Annotated in this window: 23 protein-coding genes; 18 read left to right on the forward strand and 5 right to left on the reverse strand. The window is 63.0% G+C overall.

All coding sequences use genetic code 11. The features are described from left to right. Window positions 1–2: 2 nt before the first annotated feature. The 5 genes from G5S42_RS13335 to G5S42_RS13355 all read right to left on the reverse strand — a co-directional run bounded on the left by G5S42_RS13335 (window position 3) and on the right by G5S42_RS13355 (window position 5,524). Window positions 3–1,454 (reverse strand): bifunctional 2-methylcitrate dehydratase/aconitate hydratase, encoded by a 1,452-nt coding sequence (locus tag G5S42_RS13335; protein ID WP_176107161.1) that lies wholly within the window; start codon window positions 1,452–1,454, stop codon window positions 3–5. A gap of 24 nt (window positions 1,455–1,478) precedes the next feature. Continuing rightward, window positions 1,479–1,982: a hypothetical protein gene (locus G5S42_RS13340; protein WP_176107162.1), complete on the reverse strand. Its 504-nt coding sequence runs from the start codon at window positions 1,980–1,982 to the stop codon at window positions 1,479–1,481. 100 nt (window positions 1,983–2,082) lie between these two features. Beyond that, on the reverse strand, window positions 2,083–3,270 hold the full coding sequence (gene prpC / locus G5S42_RS13345) for a bifunctional 2-methylcitrate synthase/citrate synthase (RefSeq protein WP_176107163.1): 1,188 nt from the start codon (window positions 3,268–3,270) through the stop codon (window positions 2,083–2,085). A gap of 57 nt (window positions 3,271–3,327) precedes the next feature. Further along, window positions 3,328–4,344 (reverse strand): HpcH/HpaI aldolase/citrate lyase family protein, encoded by a 1,017-nt coding sequence (locus tag G5S42_RS13350; protein WP_176107164.1) that lies wholly within the window; start codon window positions 4,342–4,344, stop codon window positions 3,328–3,330. A 196-nt stretch (window positions 4,345–4,540) separates the two neighbouring features. Next, window positions 4,541–5,524 (reverse strand): malate dehydrogenase, encoded by a 984-nt coding sequence (locus tag G5S42_RS13355; RefSeq protein ID WP_018438465.1) that lies wholly within the window; start codon window positions 5,522–5,524, stop codon window positions 4,541–4,543. 539 nt (window positions 5,525–6,063) lie between these two features. Here G5S42_RS13355 and G5S42_RS13360 point away from each other — a divergent pair. The 18 genes from G5S42_RS13360 (at window position 6,064) to trpA (ending at window position 24,607) form a co-directional block, all read left to right on the forward strand. Next, window positions 6,064–6,864: a GntR family transcriptional regulator gene (locus G5S42_RS13360; protein WP_176107165.1), complete on the forward strand. Its 801-nt coding sequence runs from the start codon at window positions 6,064–6,066 to the stop codon at window positions 6,862–6,864. A 157-nt stretch (window positions 6,865–7,021) separates the two neighbouring features. Then, window positions 7,022–7,438: a succinate dehydrogenase, cytochrome b556 subunit gene (gene sdhC, locus G5S42_RS13365; protein ID WP_062128183.1), complete on the forward strand. Its 417-nt coding sequence runs from the start codon at window positions 7,022–7,024 to the stop codon at window positions 7,436–7,438. Window positions 7,439–7,441: 3 nt separating this feature from the next. Further along, window positions 7,442–7,810, forward strand: a complete 369-nt coding sequence (gene sdhD, locus G5S42_RS13370) for a succinate dehydrogenase, hydrophobic membrane anchor protein (RefSeq protein ID WP_013092932.1) — start codon at window positions 7,442–7,444, stop codon at window positions 7,808–7,810. Window positions 7,811–7,814: 4 nt separating this feature from the next. Next, complete coding sequence (gene sdhA, locus G5S42_RS13375) at window positions 7,815–9,590, forward strand: succinate dehydrogenase flavoprotein subunit (RefSeq protein ID WP_176107166.1); 1,776 nt, start codon at window positions 7,815–7,817, stop codon at window positions 9,588–9,590. 26 nt (window positions 9,591–9,616) lie between these two features. Beyond that, on the forward strand, window positions 9,617–10,321 hold the full coding sequence (locus G5S42_RS13380; RefSeq protein ID WP_008924387.1) for a succinate dehydrogenase iron-sulfur subunit: 705 nt from the start codon (window positions 9,617–9,619) through the stop codon (window positions 10,319–10,321). A gap of 84 nt (window positions 10,322–10,405) precedes the next feature. Further along, the gene (locus tag G5S42_RS13385) at window positions 10,406–10,678 is read left to right on the forward strand and encodes an FAD assembly factor SdhE (protein ID WP_008924386.1); all 273 of its coding nucleotides are present in this window, start codon (window positions 10,406–10,408) and stop codon (window positions 10,676–10,678) included. A 72-nt stretch (window positions 10,679–10,750) separates the two neighbouring features. Next, complete coding sequence (gltA, locus tag G5S42_RS13390; protein ID WP_176107167.1) at window positions 10,751–12,052, forward strand: citrate synthase; 1,302 nt, start codon at window positions 10,751–10,753, stop codon at window positions 12,050–12,052. Window positions 12,053–12,371: 319 nt separating this feature from the next. After that, on the forward strand, window positions 12,372–13,781 hold the full coding sequence (gene leuC, locus G5S42_RS13395) for a 3-isopropylmalate dehydratase large subunit (protein WP_176107168.1): 1,410 nt from the start codon (window positions 12,372–12,374) through the stop codon (window positions 13,779–13,781). A 5-nt stretch (window positions 13,782–13,786) separates the two neighbouring features. Then, the gene (locus tag G5S42_RS13400; protein WP_013092936.1) at window positions 13,787–13,945 is read left to right on the forward strand and encodes an entericidin A/B family lipoprotein; all 159 of its coding nucleotides are present in this window, start codon (window positions 13,787–13,789) and stop codon (window positions 13,943–13,945) included. A gap of 83 nt (window positions 13,946–14,028) precedes the next feature. Next, complete coding sequence (gene leuD, locus G5S42_RS13405; RefSeq protein ID WP_018424120.1) at window positions 14,029–14,682, forward strand: 3-isopropylmalate dehydratase small subunit; 654 nt, start codon at window positions 14,029–14,031, stop codon at window positions 14,680–14,682. Between the two features lie 87 nt (window positions 14,683–14,769). After that, on the forward strand, window positions 14,770–15,837 hold the full coding sequence (gene leuB / locus G5S42_RS13410) for a 3-isopropylmalate dehydrogenase (RefSeq protein ID WP_018433950.1): 1,068 nt from the start codon (window positions 14,770–14,772) through the stop codon (window positions 15,835–15,837). A 327-nt stretch (window positions 15,838–16,164) separates the two neighbouring features. Continuing rightward, window positions 16,165–17,286 (forward strand): aspartate-semialdehyde dehydrogenase, encoded by a 1,122-nt coding sequence (asd, locus tag G5S42_RS13415; protein WP_176107169.1) that lies wholly within the window; start codon window positions 16,165–16,167, stop codon window positions 17,284–17,286. 139 nt (window positions 17,287–17,425) lie between these two features. Further along, complete coding sequence (locus tag G5S42_RS13420) at window positions 17,426–20,020, forward strand: FimV C-terminal domain-containing protein (RefSeq protein WP_176107170.1); 2,595 nt, start codon at window positions 17,426–17,428, stop codon at window positions 20,018–20,020. Further along, on the forward strand, window positions 20,017–20,829 hold the full coding sequence (truA, locus tag G5S42_RS13425; protein WP_176107171.1) for a tRNA pseudouridine(38-40) synthase TruA: 813 nt from the start codon (window positions 20,017–20,019) through the stop codon (window positions 20,827–20,829). The genes G5S42_RS13420 and truA overlap by 4 nt, the downstream gene beginning before the upstream one ends. Further along, window positions 20,826–21,536 carry a phosphoribosylanthranilate isomerase gene (locus G5S42_RS13430; protein WP_176107172.1) on the forward strand — a complete coding sequence of 237 codons (711 nt, stop codon included), beginning with the start codon at window positions 20,826–20,828 and terminating at the stop codon, window positions 21,534–21,536. Before truA ends, G5S42_RS13430 begins: the two co-directional genes overlap by 4 nt. A gap of 60 nt (window positions 21,537–21,596) precedes the next feature. After that, a complete protein-coding gene (gene trpB, locus G5S42_RS13435) occupies window positions 21,597–22,790 on the forward strand; it encodes a tryptophan synthase subunit beta (protein WP_176107173.1) in 1,194 nt (397 codons plus the stop codon). Window positions 22,791–22,799: 9 nt separating this feature from the next. Then, entirely contained in the window at window positions 22,800–23,714 is a 915-nt protein-coding gene (locus G5S42_RS13440; protein ID WP_176107174.1) for a DNA-methyltransferase, read from the forward strand. Window positions 23,715–23,794: 80 nt separating this feature from the next. Continuing rightward, on the forward strand, window positions 23,795–24,607 hold the full coding sequence (gene trpA, locus G5S42_RS13445) for a tryptophan synthase subunit alpha (protein WP_176107175.1): 813 nt from the start codon (window positions 23,795–23,797) through the stop codon (window positions 24,605–24,607). Window positions 24,608–24,643 lie beyond the last annotated feature (36 nt).

A 24,643-nucleotide genomic window follows, 5' to 3' on the forward strand; every position in this document is an offset into this window, starting at 1 on the left:
GCCTAGATGACGTAAAGATCGACGTATTCATTGACCGGCGTCGCTTCGAGCTTGGCCTGGTCGAGCGATACGTCGAGAATCGCCAGTTGTTGCTTGACCGGAAAGCGCCGGGCGAGGTTGTTCTTGAACTTCTCGACCAGCAACGGAATACCGTCCTCGCGGCGGCGCTTATGACCGATCGGGTATTCGACTACGACTTCCCCGAACTTCGACCCGTCGTTGAATTCGATCGTCAGTGCATTGGCGATCGAACGCTTCTCCGGGTCGTGATAATCCTTCGTGAACTGTGGATCTTCTACGCATTCCATTTTCGCGCGCAACGCATCGATACGCGAGTCCTGCGCCACTGAGTCTTCGTAATCGGCGGCCGTCAGACGGCCGAAAATCAGCGGCACCGCGATCATGTACTGGATGCAATGATCACGGTCGGCCGGATTGTTCAGCGGGCCTTTTTTATCGATGATGCGAATCGCGGCTTCGTGCGTGCGGATCGTCACGCGGCGAATGTCTTCGACGCGCCGGCCTTGGCGCGAGAGCTGCGCATGCAGCGCGAGCGCGGCTTCCGCGGCGGTTTGCGCGTGGAACTCGGCCGGAAACGAAATCTTGAACAGCACGTTTTCCATCACGTACGAGCCGTACGGACGCTGGAACCGGAACGCGTTGCCATTGAACAGCACGTCGTAGAAGCCCCACGTTTTCGCGCTGAGCACCGACGGATAGCCCATCTCGCCGGTCTTCGAGATCAGCGCGAGGCGCACGGCGCGCGCGGTGGCGTCGCCGGCGGCCCACGATTTGCGCGAACCGGTGTTCGGCGCATGGCGGTAGGTGCGCAGCGCCTGCCCATCGACGAGCGCCTGCGATACCGCGTTGATCAGCTCTTCGCGCGTGAGGCCGATCAGCTGGCCGACCACCGCGGTCGACGCGAGCTTGACGAGCAGCACATGATCGAGCCCGACCTTGTTGAACGAGTTCTCGAGCGCGATGCAGCCTTGAATTTCGTGCGCCTTGATCATCGCGATCAAGACGTCTTTCATCGTCAGCGGCGCTTTGCCGGCTGCGATGGCGGTACGCGAGAGCCAGTCGGCCGTCGCGAGAATGCCGCCGAGGTTATCGGACGGATGACCCCATTCGGCCGCGAGCCAGGTGTCGTTGAAGTCGAGCCAGCGGATCATCGCGCCGATGTTGAAGGCGGCCTGAACGGGGTCCAGCTGGAACGACGTGCCCGGCACCTTCGCGCCGTTGGGGACGATCGTGCCTGCCACGATTGGTCCCATCAGCTTGGTGCAGGCCGGGTAGGTAAGCGCCTCGAGTCCGCAACCGAGCGTGTCGATCAGGCAATGACGCGCGGTTTCCAGCGCGAGCGCCCTGTCGATCCGGTAATTCAGCACGTAGTCGACGATATCGACCAGGACGGCGTCCGGGGCGGGTCGTACGTTGGAGATCGGGGCGGACATCGGGGGCTTCCCTGGCGGCGAAAATCAGTTGCCGGTCTTGTTGATCGCGTTCGATTGCGTTGCAGCCGGCGCGCCCTGTTCCATCGCGACCGTCTTGCACTCGTCGGCGAGACGCGAGCTGTCCTTGTCCTGGAACAGCATGGCCTTCGTCGGGATCACGACGAGGTCCATACCGGATGCCGCGTCGTGGAAGCGGTCAGCGCCCGTGGTGGTCGCTTCGCGCGGCAGGTTGTAGTTCTTGTTCGCCCAGTGAACGGTGACGATCTGGTCACGCTTCATGTCGCCTTTCATTTCGAAAGCCAGACCGTCCTTGCACGACCACTTTTCCGCGCCTTCCGGAATCGGATCGACCTTCGCTTCCTTCACCGGATTGGCCTTGCGCTTGACCAGGCGGCGCGGCTCCGGGCGCTTGGCGACGGCCTTCTTCGTGGTGGTGGTGGCCGTGTCCGCAGCAGCGGCGTCAGTCGCGACGGTCAGCATCGTCGTAGACAGGGCGCCAATCATGGCGGCGATCATCAGCTTTTTCATGGAGAAAACCTTTCTATCAAATCAGTTAAACAGTGCGCGGACGACCGGTCCGGCGGCCGCGCGGGTTGAACTGCACGCGCTGTGGAGCGCACAGCGACCGCTATTTTCTCCTATTTAGCGGCACGTACTTTAAATTCTCGGGTCCGGTGTAGTTCGCGCTCGGCCGGATGATCTTGTTGTCGACGCGCTGCTCGATGATGTGCGCGCTCCAGCCGGCCGTACGCGAGATCACGAACAGCGGCGTGAACATCGCGGTCGGCACGCCCATCATGTGATAAGACACCGCGCTGAACCAGTCGAGGTTCGGGAACATCTTCTTCGCTTCCCACATCACCGATTCGAGGCGCTCGGCGATCGAGAACAGCTTCATGTTGCCCGCTTCCTTCGACAGCTTCTTCGCGACTTCCTTGATGACCTTGTTGCGCGGGTCCGAGATCGTGTACACCGGATGGCCGAAGCCGATCACGACTTCCTTGTTCTCGACGCGGCGGCGGATGTCGGCTTCGGCTTCGTCGGGTGTCTGGTAGCGCGACTGGATTTCGAACGCTGCTTCGTTGGCGCCGCCGTGCTTCGGGCCGCGCAGCGCGCCGATCGCGCCGGTGATCGCCGAATACATGTCCGAGCCCGTGCCCGCGATCACGCGGCCCGTGAACGTCGACGCATTGAACTCGTGCTCCGCGTACAGGTTCAGCGACACGTGCATCGCATCGACCCACGCCTTCGACGGCTCGACGCCATGCAGCAGATGCAGGAAATGGCCGCCGATCGAATCGTCGTCGGTTTCGACCTCGATGCGCTTGCCGTTGTGCGAGTAGTGATACCAGTACAGCAGCATCGAGCCGAGCGAGGCCATCAGCTTGTCGGCGATGTCGCGCGCGCCGGGCAGGTTGTGATCGTCCTTTTCGGGCAGCACCGTGCCGAGCACCGACACGCCGGTGCGCATCACGTCCATCGGATGCGCGGCGGCCGGAATCCATTCGAGCGCGGCCTTCACGTTGGCGGGCAGGCCGCGCATCGACTTCAGCTTGGTTTTGTAGGCGGTCAGTTCGGCCTGCGTGGGCAGCTTGCCGTGGACCAGCAGGTAAGCGATCTCCTCGAATTCGCACGCCTCGGCGATGTCGAGAATGTCGTAGCCGCGATAGTGCAGATCGTTGCCGGTCTTGCCGACCGTGCACAGCGCGGTGTTGCCCGCGGTCACGCCCGACAGCGCGACAGATTTCTTTGGTTTGAAGCCGCTTTGCGTTTCGTTGCCGCCTGTTGCGTCAGCGGCTTGCGTCGTCTCGCTCATGTTCCGCCTTCTCCTGTGTGCCGGCTCATCGCTGCCGCCGTTTGAAAAACGCGTCGCTTATGCCACTGACTGTCCGTTAGCGCCCACTTGCGCAAAGAGAGGCGCCGCTTCTTGCGGAATAGCGCGGCCGGTGCTCTGCGCGCGGCGCAGCACCGACCAGTAATAGCGGTAGCTTGCGCGGTCGTGCAGCGTATCACCGTGACGTGTCGGGCCCCAATGCGCGGACTGCGCGGCCAGCAGGATTTCGGTGGCCGTCGCGATTTCTTCGTCGCGCGGCGCGAACGCGGCGACGATCGCCTCGATCTGCGCCGGATGAATGCTCCACATGCGCGTGTAGCCGAATTCATTGCGGGCGCGCTGCGCGTCGTTCGCGACCACGCTCATGTCGCGCACTTCGGTGCTGACGTTGTGCGACGGCACCTTGCCGTACGCATGGCAGGCCGCCGAAATTTCGAGCTTCGCGCGCCGCACGAGCGGATGATCGAATTGGCCCGGCGAGCGCATCGCGGTATCGGGGATCGCGCCGTCGTGCGCGGAGACGAAGTCCATCAGGCCGAAGCTCAGCGCCTCGACGCCTGGCAGCGCGGCCAGTTCGAACACGCGCGTGAGCGCGCCGTGAGTTTCGACCAGCAACTGCACCGGCACCGGTTGCGCGATGCCGAGTTCGCGCCGCGTCGCCTCGATGAACGCGATCATTTCGGCGGCATCGTGGACGTTGCGGACTTTCGGCAGCGTGATGTAGGCGGGTGCCCGCTTTGCGGCGCGCAGAATCAGGCGCACGTCGTCACGCCAGTGCGCGTGAGCGAAGTCGTGGATGCGTACGCCGACGCGGCCGAAGCGGTCGTGCTCGCTGCCCAGCAGCGATGCGACCAGTTCCGCGTGCTCGGCCTCCCGGCCGACCTGCGCGCCGTCTTCGCAATCGAGCGTGATATCGAACACCGGGCCGAGTTGCTGCTGTAACGCGAGCGATTTCAGCATCAGCTTTTCGCTTCCCGCGTAGTGGTCGCAGGCAGGCAGCACAGCGGGCGGCGCTTCGCCCTCAAACAGCACTTCGGCAGGTGTGAGAACGCGCATCTTCGGCGTGTGGGGTGTGGTGAGGATTAGGAATGTCGGATTCGGGTGTGCTCTGCGCAAGCGCAGTCGGGCGACGGCAAAGCACGTTCGAATCAGAGGCGAATGGCGACGATCGCAGCGCCATGCGCACGAAAAAAACCGGAACCCGCCGCGCTGACGCTTCGGAGTTCCGGTTCATCGGCATCAGATCAGATGCTTAGCCGAGCAGGTGCTGAACGCCGTCGCGCTCTTCAAGCAGTTCCTGCAGCGTGCCGTCCATCTTTTCGCGCGAGAACGCGTCGATTGCCAGACCTTCGACGCGCTTGTACTCGCCGTTTTCGCAGGTCACGGGCACGCCGTAGATGATGTCTTCAGGGATGCCGTACGAGCCGTCCGACGGGATGCCCATCGTGACCCACTTGCCGTTGGTGCCGAGCACCCAGTCACGCACGTGGTCGATCGCAGCGTTGGCCGCCGATGCCGCCGACGACAGGCCGCGCGCTTCGATGATCGCCGCGCCGCGCTTGCCGACGGTCGGGATGAACGTGTTGCGGTTCCATTCTTCGTCGTTGATCAGCTTGGTCAGGTCCTGACCTTCAGCCGTTGCGACGCGGAAGTCCGGGTACATGGTCGGCGAGTGGTTGCCCCACACCGCGAGCTTTTCGATCGACGCGACCGGCTTGCCCGACTTGGCGGCCAGTTGCGACAGCGCGCGGTTGTGGTCCAGACGCAGCATCGCGGTGAAGTTCTTCTTCGGCAGATCCGGCGCCGACTTCATTGCGATGTACGCGTTCGTGTTGGCCGGGTTGCCGACCACCAGAACCTTCACGTCGCGGCTGGCGACTTCGTTAAGCGCCTTGCCCTGAACCGTGAAGATTTCGGCGTTGGCCGACAGCAGATCCTTGCGCTCCATGCCCTTCGAACGCGGACGCGCGCCGACGAGCAAGGCGATGTCGGCGTCCTTGAACGCGACCTTCGGGTCGTCCGTGATCACGACGCCCGACAGCAGCGGGAATGCGCAATCATCCAGTTCCATCACGACGCCTTTGACGGCGGCTTGCGCTTGCGGCAGATCGAGCAGTTGCAGGATCACCGGCTGGTCCTTGCCGAGCAGGTCGCCATTGGCGATGCGGAACAGCAGGGAGTAAGCGATTTGACCTGCGGCGCCGGTGACGGCAACGCGCTTTGCGGGCTTAGCCATTGAGAAATCTCCAGGACGATGCGTTAGACGCTAGGGAAAACGCCATTCTATATGCGCGTTCAGCGAAGCGTTATGAAACACGGCGGAATTCACTGTTCGCGTGCGGGCTCGGAATGTGCCGAGACCGGGCGGCGCGTTGCGGCAAGACCGCCGTGCCGGAAATCCGTACTACCGAGCGGGACGGGATGGCCCAGGGCTTACGCCGCGCCGGGTCGCATCTGCACGGTGCGGGCTCCTGCAAACAGCGCGTTTCGGCGAGTGTCGGGCCAGCGGCTGCAACACGGATACAGCACGCGAATGCAACGGATGGCGGCGAATCGAAACCTGGACTGCGTAGGGGACGGCATGGTGCAGAGTGGCGGCCGGAGCGTCGCGGCGCTGCATCAAACAGCCGCCGCAAAATCCCGCAAACCCTTGCTCGACAAGGAGTGTAGGAGTCGAAACCGACAAAGTCAACAGTATCTTATGTCTTATATAAGACACATCTATCGACGGGAAAACCCTAGACGTGCCCCGGCGCTTTATGATGAAATGCGCGCATGAATTCGAACCCGGCGAATCCTGTAAACCCGAATGGCCAGGGGGCCGCGGGCGAAGCTGTATCCGCTGTTTCCGCTGCCGCGTCGCCGACCTTCAGCCCCTTGTATCAGCAGATCAAGGGCTTGATTACGCAGAGCCTCGAAAGCGGCGAATGGAAGCCGGGCGAGATCATTCCTAGTGAAGTCGAACTGGCCGCGCGTTTCAAGGTGAGTCAGGGTACGGTGCGCAAGGCGATCGACGAGCTGGCCGCCGACAATCTGCTGGTGCGCCGTCAGGGCAAGGGCACGTTCGTTGCGACGCACAACGAAGAACGCGCGCAGTTCCGTTTCCTGAGATTGCTCGCCGACGACGGCGCGGAGCATCCGCACGTGAGCCGTCTGCTCGAATGCCGGCGGCTGCGCGCATCGGCGGAAATTGCCCGGCAACTCGATCTGAAGCCGGCCGATCCGGTCGTGCTGATCAAGCGTTTGCTGCAGTTCGACGGCGAAGTGACCGTGCTCGACGAAATCTGGCTGCCAGGCGCCGTGTTCCGCGGGCTCACGCTCGAGCGGCTTTCGGAGTACAAAGGTCCCCTCTACGCGATGTTCGAGACCGAATTCGGCACTCGCATGATTCGCGCGACGGAAAAAATCCGCGCGGTCGCGGCGGAGCCTTCCGTGGCGGACCTGCTGCATGTGCCGGCGGGTTTTCCGCTGCTCTCGGTCGAGCGCGTCTCCTATACCTATGGGGATCGGCCGGTTGAAGTCCGGCGAGGTTGGTATGTCACAACCGGGTATTACTATCAGAACGATCTGAGCTGAATCGGGCTGAAACGAGGCGCGGCGTCCCACACGCGTGCCGATCGGAAGGCGCTTTCATAGCGCGCGCAGCAAAGGACCTAGCGTGGTTTTCGCTGCAGCGCGATATAAAAAGGCGCTAAAATTGCGGATTAGTGTGACTACATAGTAGGGGTCTAGCATGGCAGAAGCGGTAAAGAAACCGAGGCCGGAATTCCGGAACATCGGTATTGGGCAAATATTGACGGCATACCGTCTCCCGCTGGCGGGGCGCGTGTCGATTCTGCATCGCGTGAGCGGTGCCTTGTTGTTTCTTTTCCTTCCTTTCCTGCTGTTCCTCTTCGATCAGAGCCTGACTTCCGAACTGAGCTTCGAAGTCTTCAAGGGCTTCCTCTCCAACATCATCGTCAAGCTGATCACGCTGGTTCTCGCGTGGGCTTTCCTGTTCCACTTCTGCGCCGGCATCCGTCACCTCGTGATGGATACGAATCATGATGCCGTGTCGAAGGAAAAGGGCAAGTCGACCTCTGTCGTCGTGTTAGTCGTGTCGTCGCTGCTCACCATCGCATTCGCGGCAAAACTGTTCGGAGCATTCTAAAAAATGGCAGCCAATAACCGAATCGGTTCGAAGCGTCTCGTCGTCGGCGCGCACTACGGTCTGCGCGACTGGCTCGCGCAACGCGTCACCGCCGTCGTGATGGCGGTGTACACGGTGATTCTGCTCGCGTGGTTCTTCCTCGCGCGCGACTTCTCGTACGACGGCTGGGCGTCGATCTTCGCGACGCAGTGGATGAAGCTCGCCACGTTCGTCACGCTTCTCTCGCTCTTCTACCACGCGTGGGTGGGTGTGCGCGACATCTGGATGGATTACGTGAAGCCCGTTGGCACGCGTCTCGTCCTGCAGGCGCTGACGATCCTCTGGCTGCTCGCATGTGCGGGCTACGCTGCGCAGATTCTCTGGAGAGTATAAAAGCATGGTTGCAATCAAGAATTCTCTGCCGCGTCGCAAGTTTGACGTGGTTATCGTCGGCGCGGGCGGCTCGGGGATGCGCGCGTCGCTGCAACTGGCGCGCGCCGGTCTGTCGGTCTGCGTGCTGTCCAAAGTGTTTCCGACGCGTTCGCATACGGTCGCTGCCCAGGGCGGCATCGGCGCTTCGCTCGGCAACATGAGCGAAGACAACTGGCACTATCACTTCTACGACACGATCAAGGGCTCCGACTGGCTCGGCGACCAGGACGCGATCGAGTTCATGTGCCGTGAAGCACCGAACGCCGTCTACGAACTCGAACACTTCGGCATGCCGTTCGACCGTAACGCCGACGGCACGATCTATCAGCGCCCGTTCGGCGGCCACACCGCGAACTACGGCGAAAAGCCGGTGCAACGCGCCTGCGCAGCGGCTGACCGTACCGGTCACGCGCTGCTGCACACGCTGTACCAGCAGAACGTTGCTGCCAAGACGCAATTCTTCGTCGAATGGATGGCGCTGGACCTGATCCGCGACGCCGACGGCGACGTGCTCGGCGTAACCGCGCTGGAAATGGAAACCGGCGACGTCTACATCCTCGAAGGCAAGACCACGCTGTTCGCCACGGGCGGCGCAGGCCGGATCTTCGCGGCATCGACCAACGCGTTCATCAACACCGGTGACGGCCTCGGCATGGCGGCCCGTTCGGGCATCGCGCTGCAGGACATGGAATTCTGGCAATTCCACCCGACCGGCGTGGCCGGCGCGGGCGTGCTGATCACCGAAGGCGTGCGCGGCGAAGGCGGTATTCTGCGTAACTCGAACGGCGAGCGTTTCATGGAACGCTACGCGCCGACGCTGAAGGACCTGGCGCCGCGCGACTTCGTTTCGCGTTCGATGGACCAGGAAATCAAGGAAGGCCGCGGCGTGGGTCCGAACAAGGATCACGTCCTGCTCGACCTGTCGCACATCGGCGCCGAGACGATCATGAAGCGTCTGCCGTCGATCCGCGAAATCGCGCTGAAGTTCGCGAACGTCGACTGCATCAAGGAGCCGATCCCGGTCGTGCCGACCATCCACTACCAGATGGGCGGTATTCCGACGAACATCAACGGCCAGGTCGTCGGTACGCCGAAGGGCCATGAAGAGGTCGTCAACGGTTTCTACGCAGTGGGCGAATGCTCGTGCGTGTCGGTGCACGGTGCGAACCGTCTCGGCACGAACTCGCTGCTCGACCTCGTGGTGTTCGGCCGCGCTGCCGGCAATCACATCGTCAAGCACGTGAAGGAACTGAAGGAACACAAGCCGTTGCCGGCAGATGCAGCCGACTTCGCGCTGTCGCGTCTGGCGAAGCTCGATAGCTCGTCGTCGGGCGAGTATGCCCAGTCGGTCGCGAACGACATTCGCGGCACGATGCAGAAGCACGCTGGCGTGTTCCGTACCTCGGCCCTGCTTGCCCAAGGTGTCGAAGCCATCCGCGAAGTGGCGGCACGCGTCGACAACATCCATCTGAAGGATAAGTCGAAGGTCTTCAACACGGCCCGCGTCGAAGCGCTGGAAGTGGCGAACCTGATCGAAGTGGCACGCGCCACGATGGTCTCCGCCGAAGCGCGCAAGGAAAGCCGTGGCGCGCACGCGCAAAACGACTTCGAACATCGCGACGACGAAAACTGGCTGCGCCATACGTTGTGGTTCAGCGAAGGCGATCGCCTCGACTACAAGCCGGTGCACATGAAGCCGCTGACCGTCGAATCGGTTCCGCCGAAAGCGCGTACCTTCTAAGGCACAAGTCAAAGGAATTCAGAGAAATGGCCAAGCGTACATTTGAAATTTACCGCTACGATCCGGACAAGGACGCCGCTCCGCGCATGCAAACGTACGAGATCGAAATCGACTCGCACGAACGCATGCTGCTCGACGCGCTCGTCAAGCTGAAGGCGCTCGACGAAACCCTGTCGTTCCGTCGCTCGTGCCGCGAAGGCGTGTGCGGTTCGGACGCAATGAACATCAACGGCAAGAACGGCCTCGCGTGCCTGACGAACCTGAACGACCTGCCGCAGAAGATCGTGCTGCGTCCGCTGCCGGGCCTGCCCGTCGTGCGTGACCTGATCTGCGACTTCACGCAGTTCTTCAACCAGTATCACTCGATCAAGCCGTACCTGATCAACGATACGCCGCCGCCGGAAAAGGAACGTCTGCAGTCGCCGGAAGAACGCGACGAGCTCGACGGCCTGTACGAATGTATCCTGTGCGCGAGCTGCTCGACGTCGTGCCCGAGCTTCTGGTGGAATCCGGACAAGTTCGTCGGCCCGGCCGGTCTGCTGCAAGCCTACCGCTTCATCGCGGACAGCCGCGACCAGGCAACCGGCGAGCGCCTCGATAACCTGGAAGACCCGTATCGTCTGTTCCGTTGCCACACGATCATGAACTGCGTCGACGTTTGCCCGAAGGGCCTGAACCCGACCAAGGCAATCGGCAAGATCAAGGAATTGATGGTTCGCCGCGCTGTCTAGTATCAATGAGCCCCGCGCTCCCTGGCGCAGGCTGTCCCCGAGCGGGCAGTCAGCGCGCCTGGGGGCGGCGCGGGGTGTACCGACATGACCGATACATCGCATCAGTCCGACCCTCTCCGCCGTGCGCGTCTTCGCTGGCGCGCACGGCGGGGCCTGCTGGAAAACGACCTGATTTTCGAGCGTTTTTTCAGCCGATATGAGCATGACCTCAGCGATGCCGACGTTGGCGCACTCACGCGCCTGCTCGAGCTGAGCGATAACGACCTGATGGACTTGCTGCTCGCACGCAAGGAACCAGAAGGCGATCTAGCCGACCCGGACGTGGTCCGGGTTCTGGAGTTGCTGCGCAATGCTTGAGCGCCGCCAGTCCGTTGTTCCAGGCGTGCAATTATCGAAACCCTGTATCCATACTTCGATTGAGGATGTGCTATGACCCCGTCAGATGTTAAAGCCACGCTATCGTTCAGCGACAATTCGCCGAGCGTTGAAATGCCGATTTACAAGGGCACGATTGGCCCGGATGTAATCGACATTCGCAAACTGTACGGCCAGACCGGCAAATTCACGTACGACCCGGGCTTCATGTCGACGGCGGCGTGCAATTCGGCGATCACCTACATCGACGGCGACAAGGGCGAACTGCTCTACCGCGGCTACGCGATCGACAACCTCGCGCAGAACGCCGACTTCCTCGAAACCTGCTATCTGCTGCTGAACGGCGAACTGCCGAACGAAAAGCAGAAGACCGAATTCGTCGGCACCGTCACGAAGCACACGATGGTGCACGAGCAGATGCAGTTCTTCTTCCGCGGCTTCCGCCGCGACGCGCACCCGATGGCGATTCTCGTCGCCGCAGTCGGCGCGCTGTCGGCGTTCTACCACGACTCGCTCGACATCAATAACCCGCGTCACCGCGAAGTGTCGGCGATCCGCATGATCGCCAAGTTGCCCACGCTGGTCGCAATGGCGTACAAGTACAGCATCGGCCAGCCGTTCGTATATCCGAAGAACGACCTGTCGTACAGCGCAAACTTCATGCGCATGATGTTCTCGAATCCGTGCGAAGAGTACGTGGTCAACGACGTGCTGGTGCGCGCGCTCGACCGTATCCTGATCCTGCACGCGGACCACGAGCAGAACGCGTCGACGTCGACCGTGCGTCTCGCCGGTTCGTCGGGTGCGAATCCGTTCGCGTGTATCGCGGCGGGTATCGCGTGTCTGTGGGGCCCGGCGCACGGCGGTGCGAACGAAGCCGCACTGAACATGCTGGAAGAAATCGGCTCGGTCGACAACATTCCCGAGTTCATCAAGCAGGTGAAGGACAAGAACTCGGGCGTGAAGCTGATGGGCTTCGGTCACCGCGTGTACAAGAACTATGATCCGCGCGCGAAGCTGATGCGCGAAACCTGCCACGAAGTGCTCGAAGAGCTGGGCCTGCACGACGACCCGCTGTTCAAGCTCGCAATGGAACTCGAAAAGATCGCGCTCGAAGACGAATACTTCGTGTCGCGCAAGCTGTACCCGAACGTCGACTTCTACTCGGGTATCGTGCAGCGCGCGCTGGGCATTCCGACGTCGATGTTCACGTGTATCTTCGCGATGGCGCGTACGGTCGGCTGGATCGCGCAGTGGAACGAAATGATCGCTGATCCTGAGCAGAAGATTGGTCGTCCGCGTCAGCTGTTCGTCGGCGAGACGCTGCGTCAAGCGAAGCCGATCGCACAGCGCTAAGCGCTGATCGACCGCGATACGCGCGCCTGGCCGCGGCATTCGTGCCGCGCACAAGCGCGAAATCGGAGCAAATAAAACGCCTCAACGGGTCTACCGTTGGGGCGTTTCCGTTTCTGCGGCCACAGCGGGTCGTGCATGCGGCGCATTGGCGGCGCCGCTCGCCGATGCTTGCCGGGTAACACCGATACAGGTATTGGCACTACCAGCCAACTCCATGTTTTTTATCGGTTTTTTCGCTGTTTAAGCAGCCCATCGCGGTGCGTCGCGTGGCATAATCGACCGACACAGTCAGCCCGCAGTCATTACTACCCCGCATACCATGGCACAGACTCTCTACGACAAATTGTGGAACACGCACGTGGTCCACACGGAAGACGACGGCACCGCGATTCTCTACATCGACCGTCACCTGCTGCATGAAGTGACCAGCCCGCAGGCGTTCGAAGGCCTGAAAATGGCTCACCGTCCGGTGTGGCGCATCAGCGCGAACCTGGCCGTGTCCGACCACAACGTGCCAACCACGGACCGCAGCCACGGCATCGCCGATCCGGTCTCGAAGCTGCAGGTCGACACGCTCGACGCGAACTGCGACGCCTTCGGCATCACGCAGTTCAAGATGAACGACCAGCGTCAGGGCATCGTCCACATCATCGGGCCGGAACAGGGCGCTACGCTGCCGGGTATGACGATCGTCTGCGGCGACTCGCACACGTCCACGCACGGCGCGTTCGGCGCGCTCGCGCATGGCATCGGCACGTCGGAAGTCGAGCACGTGCTGGCCACGCAAACGCTGCTGCAGAAGAAGAGCAAGAACATGCTCGTCAAGGTCGAGGGGCAATTGCCGCGCGGCTGTACCGCGAAGGACATCGTGCTCGCGATCATCGGCAAGATCGGCACCGCGGGCGGTACCGGTTACGCGATGGAATTCGGCGGCTCGACGATCCGTTCGCTGACGATGGAGGGCCGAATGACGGTCTGCAACATGGCGATCGAAGCGGGCGCGCGCGCCGGCATGGTCGCCGTCGACGACACCACGGTCGAATACCTGAAAGGCCGTCCGTTCTCGCCGCAGGGCGTCGAGTGGGATCACGCGGTCGAGTACTGGAAGCAGTTCAAGTCGGACGAGGGCGCGCATTTCGATCGCGTGGTCGAGCTGAACGCGGCCGAAATCGTGCCGCAGGTGACTTGGGGCACGTCGCCGGAAATGGTCACGCCGGTCGACGGCCGCGTGCCGGATCCGGAGCGCGAGAAGGACCCGGTCAAGCGCGACGCGATGGAGCGTGCGCTCAAGTACATGGCGCTCGAGCCGAACGCGCCGATCGAGTCGATCAAGCCGGATAAAATCTTCATCGGGTCGTGCACCAACGCGCGCATCGAAGACATTCGCGCCGCGGCTTACGTCGTGAAGAAGCTCGGCCGCCGCCTCGCGCCGAACATCCGTCTGGCGATGGTCGTGCCGGGTTCGGGGCTCGTGAAGGCGCAGGCGGAGCGTGAAGGCCTCGACAAGGTCTTTACCGAGGCCGGGTTCGAATGGCGTGAACCGGGTTGCTCGATGTGTCTGGCGATGAACGCCGACCGGCTCGAGCCGGGCGAGCGCTGCGCGTCCACGTCGAACCGGAACTTCGAAGGTCGTCAGGGCGCCGGTGGGCGCACGCACCTGGTGAGCCCCGCAATGGCCGCGGCTGCAGCCATCGAAGGGCATTTCGTCGACATTCGCAAGCTTGGATGAATCGCATGATGAAGAACATGAATCGCATCACTCTATTGCGCCGCTTCGCACTCGGCACGCTCGCCGGGCTTCTGCTCGGCCTCGCCGGATGCAACACGGTGCACGGATTCGGCCAGGACATGTCGCACCTCGGCAATTCGATCAGCAATCACGCTGAGAAATAAGCGGTTTTTGATTTTTGCCGGCGATGCGGCGCGGGGGTCCAACCGCCGGTCGCATCGCCCGGTCCTGAACAGGCGCAAGCGTCATGGATAAATTCATCGTACACACCGGCGTCGTGGCGCCGCTCGATCGCGAGAACGTCGACACGGACGCGATCATTCCGAAGCAGTTCCTGAAGTCGATCAAGCGCACGGGCTTCGGTCCGAACGCGTTCGACGAATGGCGCTACCTCGACCACGGCGAACCGGGTCAGGACAACTCGAAGCGTCCGCTGAACCCGGACTTCGTGCTGAACCAGCCGCGCTATCAGGGCGCCTCGGTGCTGCTCGCGCGCAAGAATTTCGGTTGCGGCAGCTCGCGCGAACACGCGCCCTGGGCGTTGCAGCAGTACGGCTTTCGCGCACTGATCGCGCCGAGCTTCGCCGACATCTTTTACAACAACTGCTTCAAGAACGGCGTGCTGCCGATCGTGCTGACCGAACAGCAGGTCGATCATCTGTTCAACGAGACGTACGCATTCAACGGCTTCGAGCTGACGATCGACCTCGAAGCGCAAGTCGTGCGCACGGCCGACGGCGGCACCGAATATCCGTTCGAAGTCGCGGCGTTCCGCAAGTACTGCCTGCTGAACGGTTTCGACGACATCGGTCTCACGCTGCGTCACGCGGACAAGATCCGCCAGTTCGAAGCGGAGCGTCTCGCGAAGCAACCGTGGCTGAACAATCGCCTCGTCCGTTAGGCGAACCCGTGAGAACGTAGGCGCGTCTGGTCCGCGCCCGCGTCGGTTTGCGCGAAAAACACCCGAAAAAATCATCAAGGAATTCGCATGAAGATCGCAGTATTGCCGGGCGACGGCATCGGTCCCGAAATCGTCAAGGAGGCCGTCAAGGTCCTGAACGTGCTCGGCGAGAAGTTCGAACTCGAAGAAGCGCCGGTCGGCGGCGCGGGCTACGAAGCGAAGGGCCATCCGCTGCCCGATTCGACGCTCGCACTGGCGAAGGAAGCCGACGCGATCCTGTTCGGCGCGGTCGGCGACTGGAAATACGACAAGCTCGAACGCGCTCTGCGCCCGGAGCAGGCGATCCTCGGTCTGCGCAAGCACCTGGAACTGTTCGCGAACTTCCGTCCGGCGATCTGCTACCCGCAACTGACGGGTGCGTCGTCGCTGAAGGAAGAGATCGTTTCGGGTCTCGACATCCTGATCGTGCGCGAACTGAACGGCGACATCTACTTCGGCGCGCCGCGCGGCGTGCGTACGTCGCCGGACGGCCTGTTCGCCGGCGCGAAGGAAGGCTTCGACACGATGCGCTATTCGGAACCGGAAGTGCGCCGCATCGCGCACGTCGCGTTCCAGGCGGCGCAAAAGCGCGGCAAGAAGCTGACCTCGGTCGATAAAGCCAATGTGCTCGAAACGTCGCAGTTCTGGAAGGACGTGATGATCGACGTGTCGAAGGAATATGCGGACGTCGAGCTGTCGCACATGTACGTCGACAACGCCGCGATGCAGCTCGTGAAGGCGCCGAAGTCGTTCGACGTGATCGTGACGGGCAACATGTTCGGCGACATCCTTTCCGACGAAGCGGCCATGCTGACCGGCTCGATCGGCATGCTGCCGTCGGCGTCGCTCGACAAGAACAACAAGGGCTTGTACGAGCCGTCGCACGGTTCCGCGCCGGATATCGCCGGCAAGGGCGTTGCGAATCCGCTCGCTACGATTCTCTCCGCCGCGATGATGTTGCGCTATTCGTTGAATAAGGCCGAGCAGGCTGATCGCATCGAAACCGCGGTGAAGAAGGTGCTCGAACAAGGCTATCGCACCGGCGACATTCTCACGCCGGGTTGCAAGCAGGTCGGCACCGCCGCGATGGGTGATGCCGTCGTGGCCGCGCTGTAAAACGCGTGCAGTAGTTAGATCACCAATACTGATCGTTAAAGCGCGAATCCGCCTTGAAACAGGCCGATTCGCGCGTCATACGGCGAAGAACGCCGCCAGTTTTCTGTTTTCGTGTATATTGTTGCGATGGCTCAGATCTCCCAAATCTCCTCGATTTCCAAATTGCACGGCACAACGGCCCGTGCAATCGAGTTCGCCATTACCATCAAAACCATTACCCCGAAAACGATCACGAAGCGCTGATCGTCCGTCGTGCCCGCCCATCTTCCCCGCGCGGTCACTGCGGGCAAAGATGCGGGGAAGTTTCCATTCGAAGGGTATGAAGTCATGAACGTAGGTCTCGTAGGTTGGCGCGGCATGGTCGGCAGCGTCCTGATGCAACGCATGCAGCAGGAAGGCGATTTCGACTTGATCGAACCGGTGTTTTTCAGCACCAGCAACGCGGGTGGCAACGCGCCGTCGTTCGCCAAAAACGAGACCAAGCTCAAAGATGCGACAAGCATCGAAGACCTGAAGAAGTGCGACGCGATCATCTCCTGCCAAGGCGGTGACTACACGAACGAAGTGTTCCCGAAGCTGCGCGCGGCCGGCTGGAACGGTTACTGGATCGACGCGGCTTCGTCGCTGCGCATGAAGGACGATGCGGTCATCATTCTCGATCCGGTCAACCTCGACGTGATCAAGAACGCGCTCGTCAAAGGTCAGAAGAACTTCATCGGCGGCAACTGCACGGTCAGCCTCATGCTGATGGCGCTGGGCGGCCTGTTCCGCGAAAACCTCGTCGACTGGATGACGGCCATGACTTACCAGGCCGCATCGGGCGCGGGCGCGCAGAACATGCGCGAATTGCTGTCACAAATGGGCACGCTGAACGGCGCGGTGAAGAACGAACTGGCTGACCCGGCTTCGGCGATTCTCGACATCGACCGCCGCGTGCTCGAAGCGATGAACAGCGACAGCATGCCGACCGACCATTTCGGCGTGCCGCTCGCGGGCTCGCTGATTCCGTGGATCGACAAGGATCTCGGCAACGGCATGTCGAAGGAAGAGTGGAAGGGCGGCGCGGAAACCAACAAGATTCTCGGCAAGCCGGCCATGGGCACGCCGGGTTCGATTCCGGTCGACGGTCTATGCGTGCGAATCGGCGCAATGCGCTGTCACTCGCAAGCGCTGACGATCAAGCTGAACAAGGACGTGCCGCTCGACGAAGTGAATAGCATCCTCGCGTCGGGCAACGACTGGGTCAAGGTCGTGCCGAACGAGCGCGAAGCGTCGATGCGCGATCTGTCCCCGGCGGTCGTCACCGGTACGCTGACGGTGCCGGTCGGCCGCGTGCGCAAGCTCGCGATGGGTGGCGAATATCTGTCGGCCTTCACGGTCGGCGATCAGCTGCTGTGGGGCGCGGCTGAACCGCTGCGTCGTATGCTTCGCATTGTGCTCGACAAGTAAAGTAAACTACGCGCTCACGACGCGTAGACAACTCAAGAAGCGTCGCGCTTGCGCGGCGCTTTTTTTCATTCTGTGCTCCGATCATCTTGTCTCTTTCCACTCGCAAAAAAGGCTGCGCGCTGACGCGCCAGGAGTCCCGATGAACTTTCGACGCTCCGCTCTTCGGGCCATGTTCATTCGTCACGAGAAGGTGCGATTCAGCGGCCGTCCGGCGGCGATGGCCGCTGGTGCCGCTTTCGCCATTGCTTTGCTCGGCGGTGGCCCGGGCAATGCGCTTGCCGCGCCGGCTCGTGCCACGGGCACGCCGGATACCGCTTCCGCTGCCAGTTCCACTACCGCTGTCGTTGCCGTCGCCGCGGGCGCGCAGTACACCGTACACGCAGGGCAGTCGCTGAACGATGTCGCGATCGCTATTACGCAGTCGCATGACCGCGCGGTTCTCGCGCGCGCGACGCGCGCATTGTTCGACACGAATCCGGCTGCGTTCATGAATCACGATCCGAGCCGCATGCGTGTGGGCGCGGTGTTGATTGTGCCGGCTCTCGATGCGTCGGGGGCCTTGGCGGCTTCGTCGACTGGGGCCGCGGCGGGGGCGTCCGAGTCCACGGCGGCTGTGCCCGCTTCCGCGCCGACGGCGGCACCTGCCGAGGCTGCGGCCAGCACGGCGAGTGCGGCCAGCGCCGCAGCTCAAGCGACGACGCCAGCCGCATCCGAGGTCTCTGGCGCGGCCAGCGCGGCGGTATCGACTGGCGCGGCGGCGGGCGGCTTGGCTTCGTCCGCGCCATTGGCCGGTTCGGGGCCCGTGGCGGCGAGTGGCACGCAGGAATGGACCGGATCGATTCAATCGGCGGCGAGCGCGCCTGCCGGGCAAGCGCCGTCGGCGGCAACCGCTACTGCACCGGCGGCCACAGCCGCGCAAGCGGCTTCGCAGCCGCGTCAGCAGGTGTCGAGTCTGCAGCAACTGCTGGCGCTGAAAAACCGTGTGCTGATGGAATTGCAGAAACACGGTATCGGCGGGGTGCCGGTCGCTTCGGGCCCGAAGCCGACGAGCGCTGCGCAGCCCGCAGCGGCAGGTTCAGCGGCGACAGTGCCCGTGGCGCCGCAGCACGCGAATGCGGCGACGTCGCCGTCGAATGAGGGCGGCCTGTCTCCGCACAATTTGAGCATCGCGGCGGCGGTGGGTGCGGCATTGGTCGTTCTGCTCGCGGCTCTGCGCATGGGTCGCCGCAAGCGCGAAAAGGAGGCTGCGGCGCGGGCTGCCGAGACGACTGATACCTCAGTGGCGGGATCGGCGGATAACGCCGATTCGCACGATGGCAGCGCGGTGGCAGGGCAGGCAGCGGTCACGGAAGCATCGGGCGCGCAAGATCAGGAGCTTGCGCGGCAGGCTGCTGCGGCGGCAGCGGCGGAGCATGCGGCTGCGGAGCGTGAGGCAGCCGAGCGGGCAGCGGCAGAAAGCGCGGCGGCAGAACGTGCAGAGGCCGAGCAGGCCGCTGCGGAAAGAGCCGCAGCCGAACAGGCCGCAGAGGAGCGAGCAGCAGCAGAGCGAGCAGCAGCAGAGCGAGCAGCAGCCGAGGAACATGCCGCGGCCGAACGCGTGGCAGCGGAACGCGCAGCAGCCGAACAAGCAGCAGCCGAACAAGCAGCAGCCGAACAAGCAGCAGCCGAACAAGCAGCAGCCGAACAGGCAGCAGCCGAACAGGCAGCGGCACGCGTCGCCGCCGAACATGTGGAGGCGGAACGCACAGCAGCAGCGCGCATCGCAGCCGAGCGCGCCGCAGAGGAACCGGCGACACAGCATGCAGGCACGCCCGAACCCACCGCACCGACGGCGCCACTCGCCGGCATCCCGCCGTCCAGCGAAAGCGAGCCGTCCACTGAGCCTCCATCGCTCGCACCGGCCACCGACGAGACGCTGCGCTCCGCGGCCACGGCCGCCAATCTCGCCGCCGCGGCAGAACTCGGCGCCGACGCGTTGCCGCTGGGGCCGCTCGAACCGGCCATCGGTGCAACGCAGGACGACGAGAACGCGCATCGTGTGCAATGGGACGAGGAATCCACAGAAAGCCCGACCGCACCGCACACCGCGACGGCTGAACCGCAGTCTCCCCTGAACGTTCCACCCCCAGTGATCGATTTCACGCAACACCAGATCGAACCGCGCGCTACCACGTCGCTCGGTCAGCCGTTAGGCGACATCCCCGTGCCGACGCAACCCACGCCGTCCGCGCCGACCGACTTCCCGCGCGACGCCGTCGACGCATTCGGCAGCCTGAACATGCCGCTGCCGCCGCGCATCGAAGTGCCCACCGTCGGCGAAGCGGTGCCGTCCACGTCGCTGTCGACGCAACCGGTCGCATCGCCCGACACGACCGCGCAGCAGGCCTTCGGCGTCCACGGCGCGGACGACGACGCGCCGCACATCGCCGACCAGATCGCCGCCGGCACAGCGGGTCACGGCGCCGTCGCGGGTCTCGGCGCGGCTGGCTTCGGCGCGCTGAAGCTCGACTTCGACCTCGAGTTGCCGCCGAGCCCGGCCCAGCCGCTGCCGGCCTTCACGCCGGCCGATCTCGCCCGCATCGCGCGCAACAAGCTGGAGTTGGCCTCCGAGTACATCGAGCTCGGCGATCTGGGGGGCGCCCGCGCGCTCATCAACGAAGTGATCGAAGCGAACGATCCAGCCACGCGCACCGAAGCCCGCGCGTTGCTTTCGACCCTCGCGCCGCTGTCGTGAAGCGCATCGCATTAGGCGTCCAGTACGACGGCGCCGCGTTCGCTGGATGGCAGTCGCAGCCGCACGGCAACACGGTTCAGGACGAACTCGAACGGGCGCTGCGCGAATTCACGCGCACGCCCGTGCACACGGTGGTCGCCGGCCGCACTGACCGCGGCGTGCATGGCTTGGGCCAGGTCGTACATTTCGACACCGAACTCGACCGCGTCGATATCTCCTGGGTGCGCGGCCCGAACGCGTTTCTGCCGAAGACGATCGGAGTGCAATGGGCCAAGCCGATGCCCGACGATTTTCACGCGCGGTTTTCGGCATTCGAGCGGACCTATTACTACGTGCTGTACGTCAGTCCGGTTCGCTCACCGATGCTCACGACTCGCGCCGGCTGGGTGCACACGCCACTCGACGTCGAAGCGATGCGCTCGGCCGCGGAGCATCTGATCGGCGAGCACGACTTTTCGGCTTTTCGTTCGTCGCAATGCCAGTCGAAGACGCCGTTCAAGCATCTGTACCAGATCGACGTCAAACGACAAGGTAACTTCGTGCATTTCCGCTTTCGCGCGAACGCCTTCCTGCATCACATGGTGCGCAACGTGATGGGCTGTCTGATCGAAATCGGCAGCGGCCGCCGCCCGGCCGCGTGGATGGCTGACGTGCTCGCGAGCCGCAGCCGCGACTGCGCGGCGCCGACCTTCATGCCCGACGGCCTGTATCTCGCGCAAGTGGGCTATCCTGAGCAATTCGGCGTGCCCGACCCGGTGACGGGCAGCGTGCCGTGGAGCAGCGTATGGACCGAGCAACCGGAAACATGAAAGCAGAAGAGACCCCCGCCACCCAGGCCCACGCCACCGCCTTGCAAAGCGTGCCGCATCGTACGCGCATCAAGCTGTGCGGACTGTCGAAGCCCGCCGACATCGCACACGCGATCGACCTCGGCGCCGACGCGATCGGCCTGGTGTTCTATCCGCCGAGCGCGCGCTCGGTGAGCGTCGCGCAAGCGGTCGAACTCGTGCACGACGTGCCGCCGTTCGTGTCGGTCGTCGGTCTGTTCGTCAACGCGACGCCGGACTGGATCCAGGAAGTCGCGAGCAATGTGAACCTGACGATGTTGCAGTTCCACGGCGACGAGACGCCGGACCAGTGCGAGACGCTCGCCGGAGTTGCGGGTTTGCCTTGGTTGCGTGCGCTGCGGGTCGCGGCGGATACTCGACCGGCCGATTTGGTAAAATCGGCGTTCAACTATTCAGCAGCCAGTGGTCTTCTGTTCGACACCCATGTCGAAGGCTACGGCGGCGGCGGGAAGGTTTTCGATTGGTCACTTATTCCAGCAGAGCTCGCGCATCGGGCCGTTTTGAGTGGTGGGTTGAACACGCAAAACGTCAGTGATGCGATCCATCGCGTGCGCCCGTACGCGGTCGATGTCTCGAGCGGCATCGAAGTGCCGGGCGCCCGGGGCGTGAAAGATCACGCCCGGATGGCGGCGTTCGTACGCGCGGTGCGCGCCGCGGACGCTGAATGATTCAGGCTCGCGGGCGCTTTCCGAGGAAAGCCGCGAGCCATCCTGAGAAGAGTGATCACCATGTACAACTTGCCTGACGAAAGCGGCCACTTCGGCCAGTTTGGCGGCGTGTTCGTAGCCGAAACGCTGTTTTCCGCACTCGACGAGCTGCGCGAAGCGTACGAGAAATATCAGAAAGACCCGGAATTCGTAGCCGAATACGAGCGCGAACTGAAGTATTTCGTGGGCCGCCCGTCCCCGATTTATCACGCACAGCGCTGGAGCGAATTGCTCGGCGGCGCGCAGGTTTATCTGAAGCGTGAAGACCTGAATCACACCGGCGCGCACAAGATCAACAACGTGATCGGCCAGGCGCTGCTCGCCAAGCGCATGGGCAAGCCGCGCGTGATCGCGGAAACCGGTGCCGGTCAGCACGGCGTGGCCACGGCGACGATCTGCGCGCGCTTCGGCATGGAATGCGTGGTCTACATGGGCGCCGAGGACGTACGCCGCCAGGCCGCCAACGTGTACCGCATGAAACTGCTCGGGGCGACCGTCGTGCCGGTCGAATCGGGTTCGCGCACGCTGAAGGATGCGCTGAACGAAGCGATGCGCGATTGGGTCACCAACGTCGAAAATACGTTCTACATCATCGGCACGGTTGCGGGTCCGCATCCGTATCCGATGATGGTGCGCGACTTCCAGCGTGTAATCGGCGACGAATGCCGCGTGCAAATGCCCGAACTCGCCGGGCGCCAGCCGGATGCCGTCATCGCATGTGTTGGCGGCGGTTCGAATGCAATGGGTATCTTTTATCCGTACATCGACGACAAATCCGTGCAGTTGATTGGTGTCGAAGCGGCGGGCGACGGCATCGAAACGGGTCGCCACGCGGCTTCGCTGATCGGCGGCAGCCCCGGGGTGTTGCACGGCAACCGTACGTATCTGCTGCAGGATGAAGACGGCCAGATCATCGAGACGCATTCGGTATCGGCAGGTCTCGACTATCCGGGCGTGGGCCCCGAGCACGCGTGGCTAAAAGAGAGCAACCGCGCGCAATACGTCGGCATCACCGACGAAGAAGCGTTGAAGGCGTTCCACGACTGCTGCCGCATCGAGGGTATTATTCCTGCGCTGGAGTCGAGCCACGCGCTCGCGTACGCCACGAAGCTCGCGCCGACCTTGTCGAAAGACAAGATCCTGCTGGTCAACCTGTCGGGCCGCGGCGACAAGGACATGCACACGGTCGCCGAGCGATCGGGTATCCAGTTCTGAGCCGCGGCGATGCGCGACGAGTTCGACGAGCCGCAGCCGGCGATTGAAACCACGAATCCGGCCGCCGAAGCACCGGCGGCCGCGGCATCTGCACCGCTGCTTGCGCAAGTGCCGGCCGGCATTCAGCTGTTGAACCGCGATTTTCTGACCGATGTAGCGAATATTCCCGACGGGTCGATCGACCTGATCGTCTGCGATCCGCCATACGGCTTGGGGAAGGACTATGGCAACGACTCAGACATGCGCACGGGCGAGGAATTTCTCGTCTGGACGCGTGGCTGGCTCGAGCTGGCTGTCCCGAAGCTCAAGCCGTCGGGTTCGCTCTACATTTTCTGCACCTGGCAATACGCGCCGGAAATCTTCAGTTTCCTGAAGACGAAGCTCGTGATGGTCAACGAGATCATCTGGGACCGGCGCGTGCCGAGTATGGGCGGCACCACGCGCCGCTTCACGTCGGTGCACGACAACATCGGTTTTTTCGCGGTGTCAAAGGACTATTTCTTCGATCTCGATCCCGTCCGCATTCCGTACGATGCAGTCACGAAGAAGGCGCGTTCGCGAAAGTTGTTCGAAGGAAGCAAGTGGTTGGAGCTTGGCTATAATCCGAAGGATGTCTGGTCGGTCTCGCGTCTGCATCGGCAACATGCCGAGCGCGTCGCGCATCCGACCCAGAAACCTCTGGAAATCGTCGAGCGGATGGTGCTGTCCAGCTGCCCGAAGGGCGGCCGCGTGCTCGACCCGTTTATGGGCAGCGGCACCACCGCAGTCGCTTGTGTCCGTCATCAGCGCGAATTCGTCGGCTATGAGATCAACGAGAGCTATTGCGCGATAGCGCGAGAGCGCGTCAGCGCCGCCGCTACGCCTGCTACGCCGCGTCGGACCCGAGCGAAGCCGAAAATGCAGCCGTCGACCGAGGTGCAGTGAAAAGCGCGGAATATGCAGCTAACTTCGCCTAAAGCCGCGCTGCGATGAGCGCGCAGTAGCCCTACTTCGAGAATACTTCCATGTCCCGTATCAAGAACACGTTTGCCGCGCTGTCCGCCCAAGGTAAGAAAGGCTTGATCCCGTTCATGACCGCTGGCGATCCGGACCCGGCTCGCACGGTCGAATTCATGCACGCGCTCGCCGCCGGCGGCGCCGATGTGATTGAACTCGGCGTGCCGTTTTCCGATCCGATGGCCGACGGTCCGGTGATCCAGCAGTCGTCCGAACGTGCGCTCGCAAAGGGCGTGTCGCTGCGTCACGTGCTGGCCGACGTCCAGCGCTTCCGCGAAACCGACGACAAAACCCCCGTGGTGCTGATGGGCTATGCGAACCCGATCGAGCGGATGGGCGCCGAGGCCTTCGCGAAAGCCGCGAAGGAAGCTGGCGTCGACGGCGTGCTGGTGGTCGATTATCCGCCTGAAGAATGCGCTAACTTCGCTGAACAGATGCAGTCTGCCGGTATCGATCCGATCTTTTTGCTCGCGCCGACCTCAACCGACGAACGTATCGCCGAAGTCGGCCGTATCGCCAGTGGCTACGTCTACTATGTGTCGCTGAAAGGGGTCACCGGCGCCGCAAATCTGGACGTTTCCAGCATCGCGAGTAAAATCCCGGCCATCAAGTCGCGCGTCCCCCTGCCAGTGGGCGTCGGTTTCGGCATTCGCGACGCGCAAACTGCGCGTGCGGTGGGGGAGGTGGCCGATGCCGTCGTGATCGGCAGCCGTATCGTTCAATTGCTCGAACAGGCAGCGCCCGACGCCGCTGCCGAGACGCTCAGGCGTTTCGTTGCTGAAGTGCGCGAGGCGCTCGATAGCGTCGCGACTGCCCGATAACAGTTATTTTTGTCGCGGTAACGTGAGCGGCGGGCT

Origin of the sequence: Paraburkholderia youngii (assembly GCF_013366925.1) — a bacterium.
GTDB lineage: Bacteria > Pseudomonadota > Gammaproteobacteria > Burkholderiales > Burkholderiaceae > Paraburkholderia > Paraburkholderia youngii.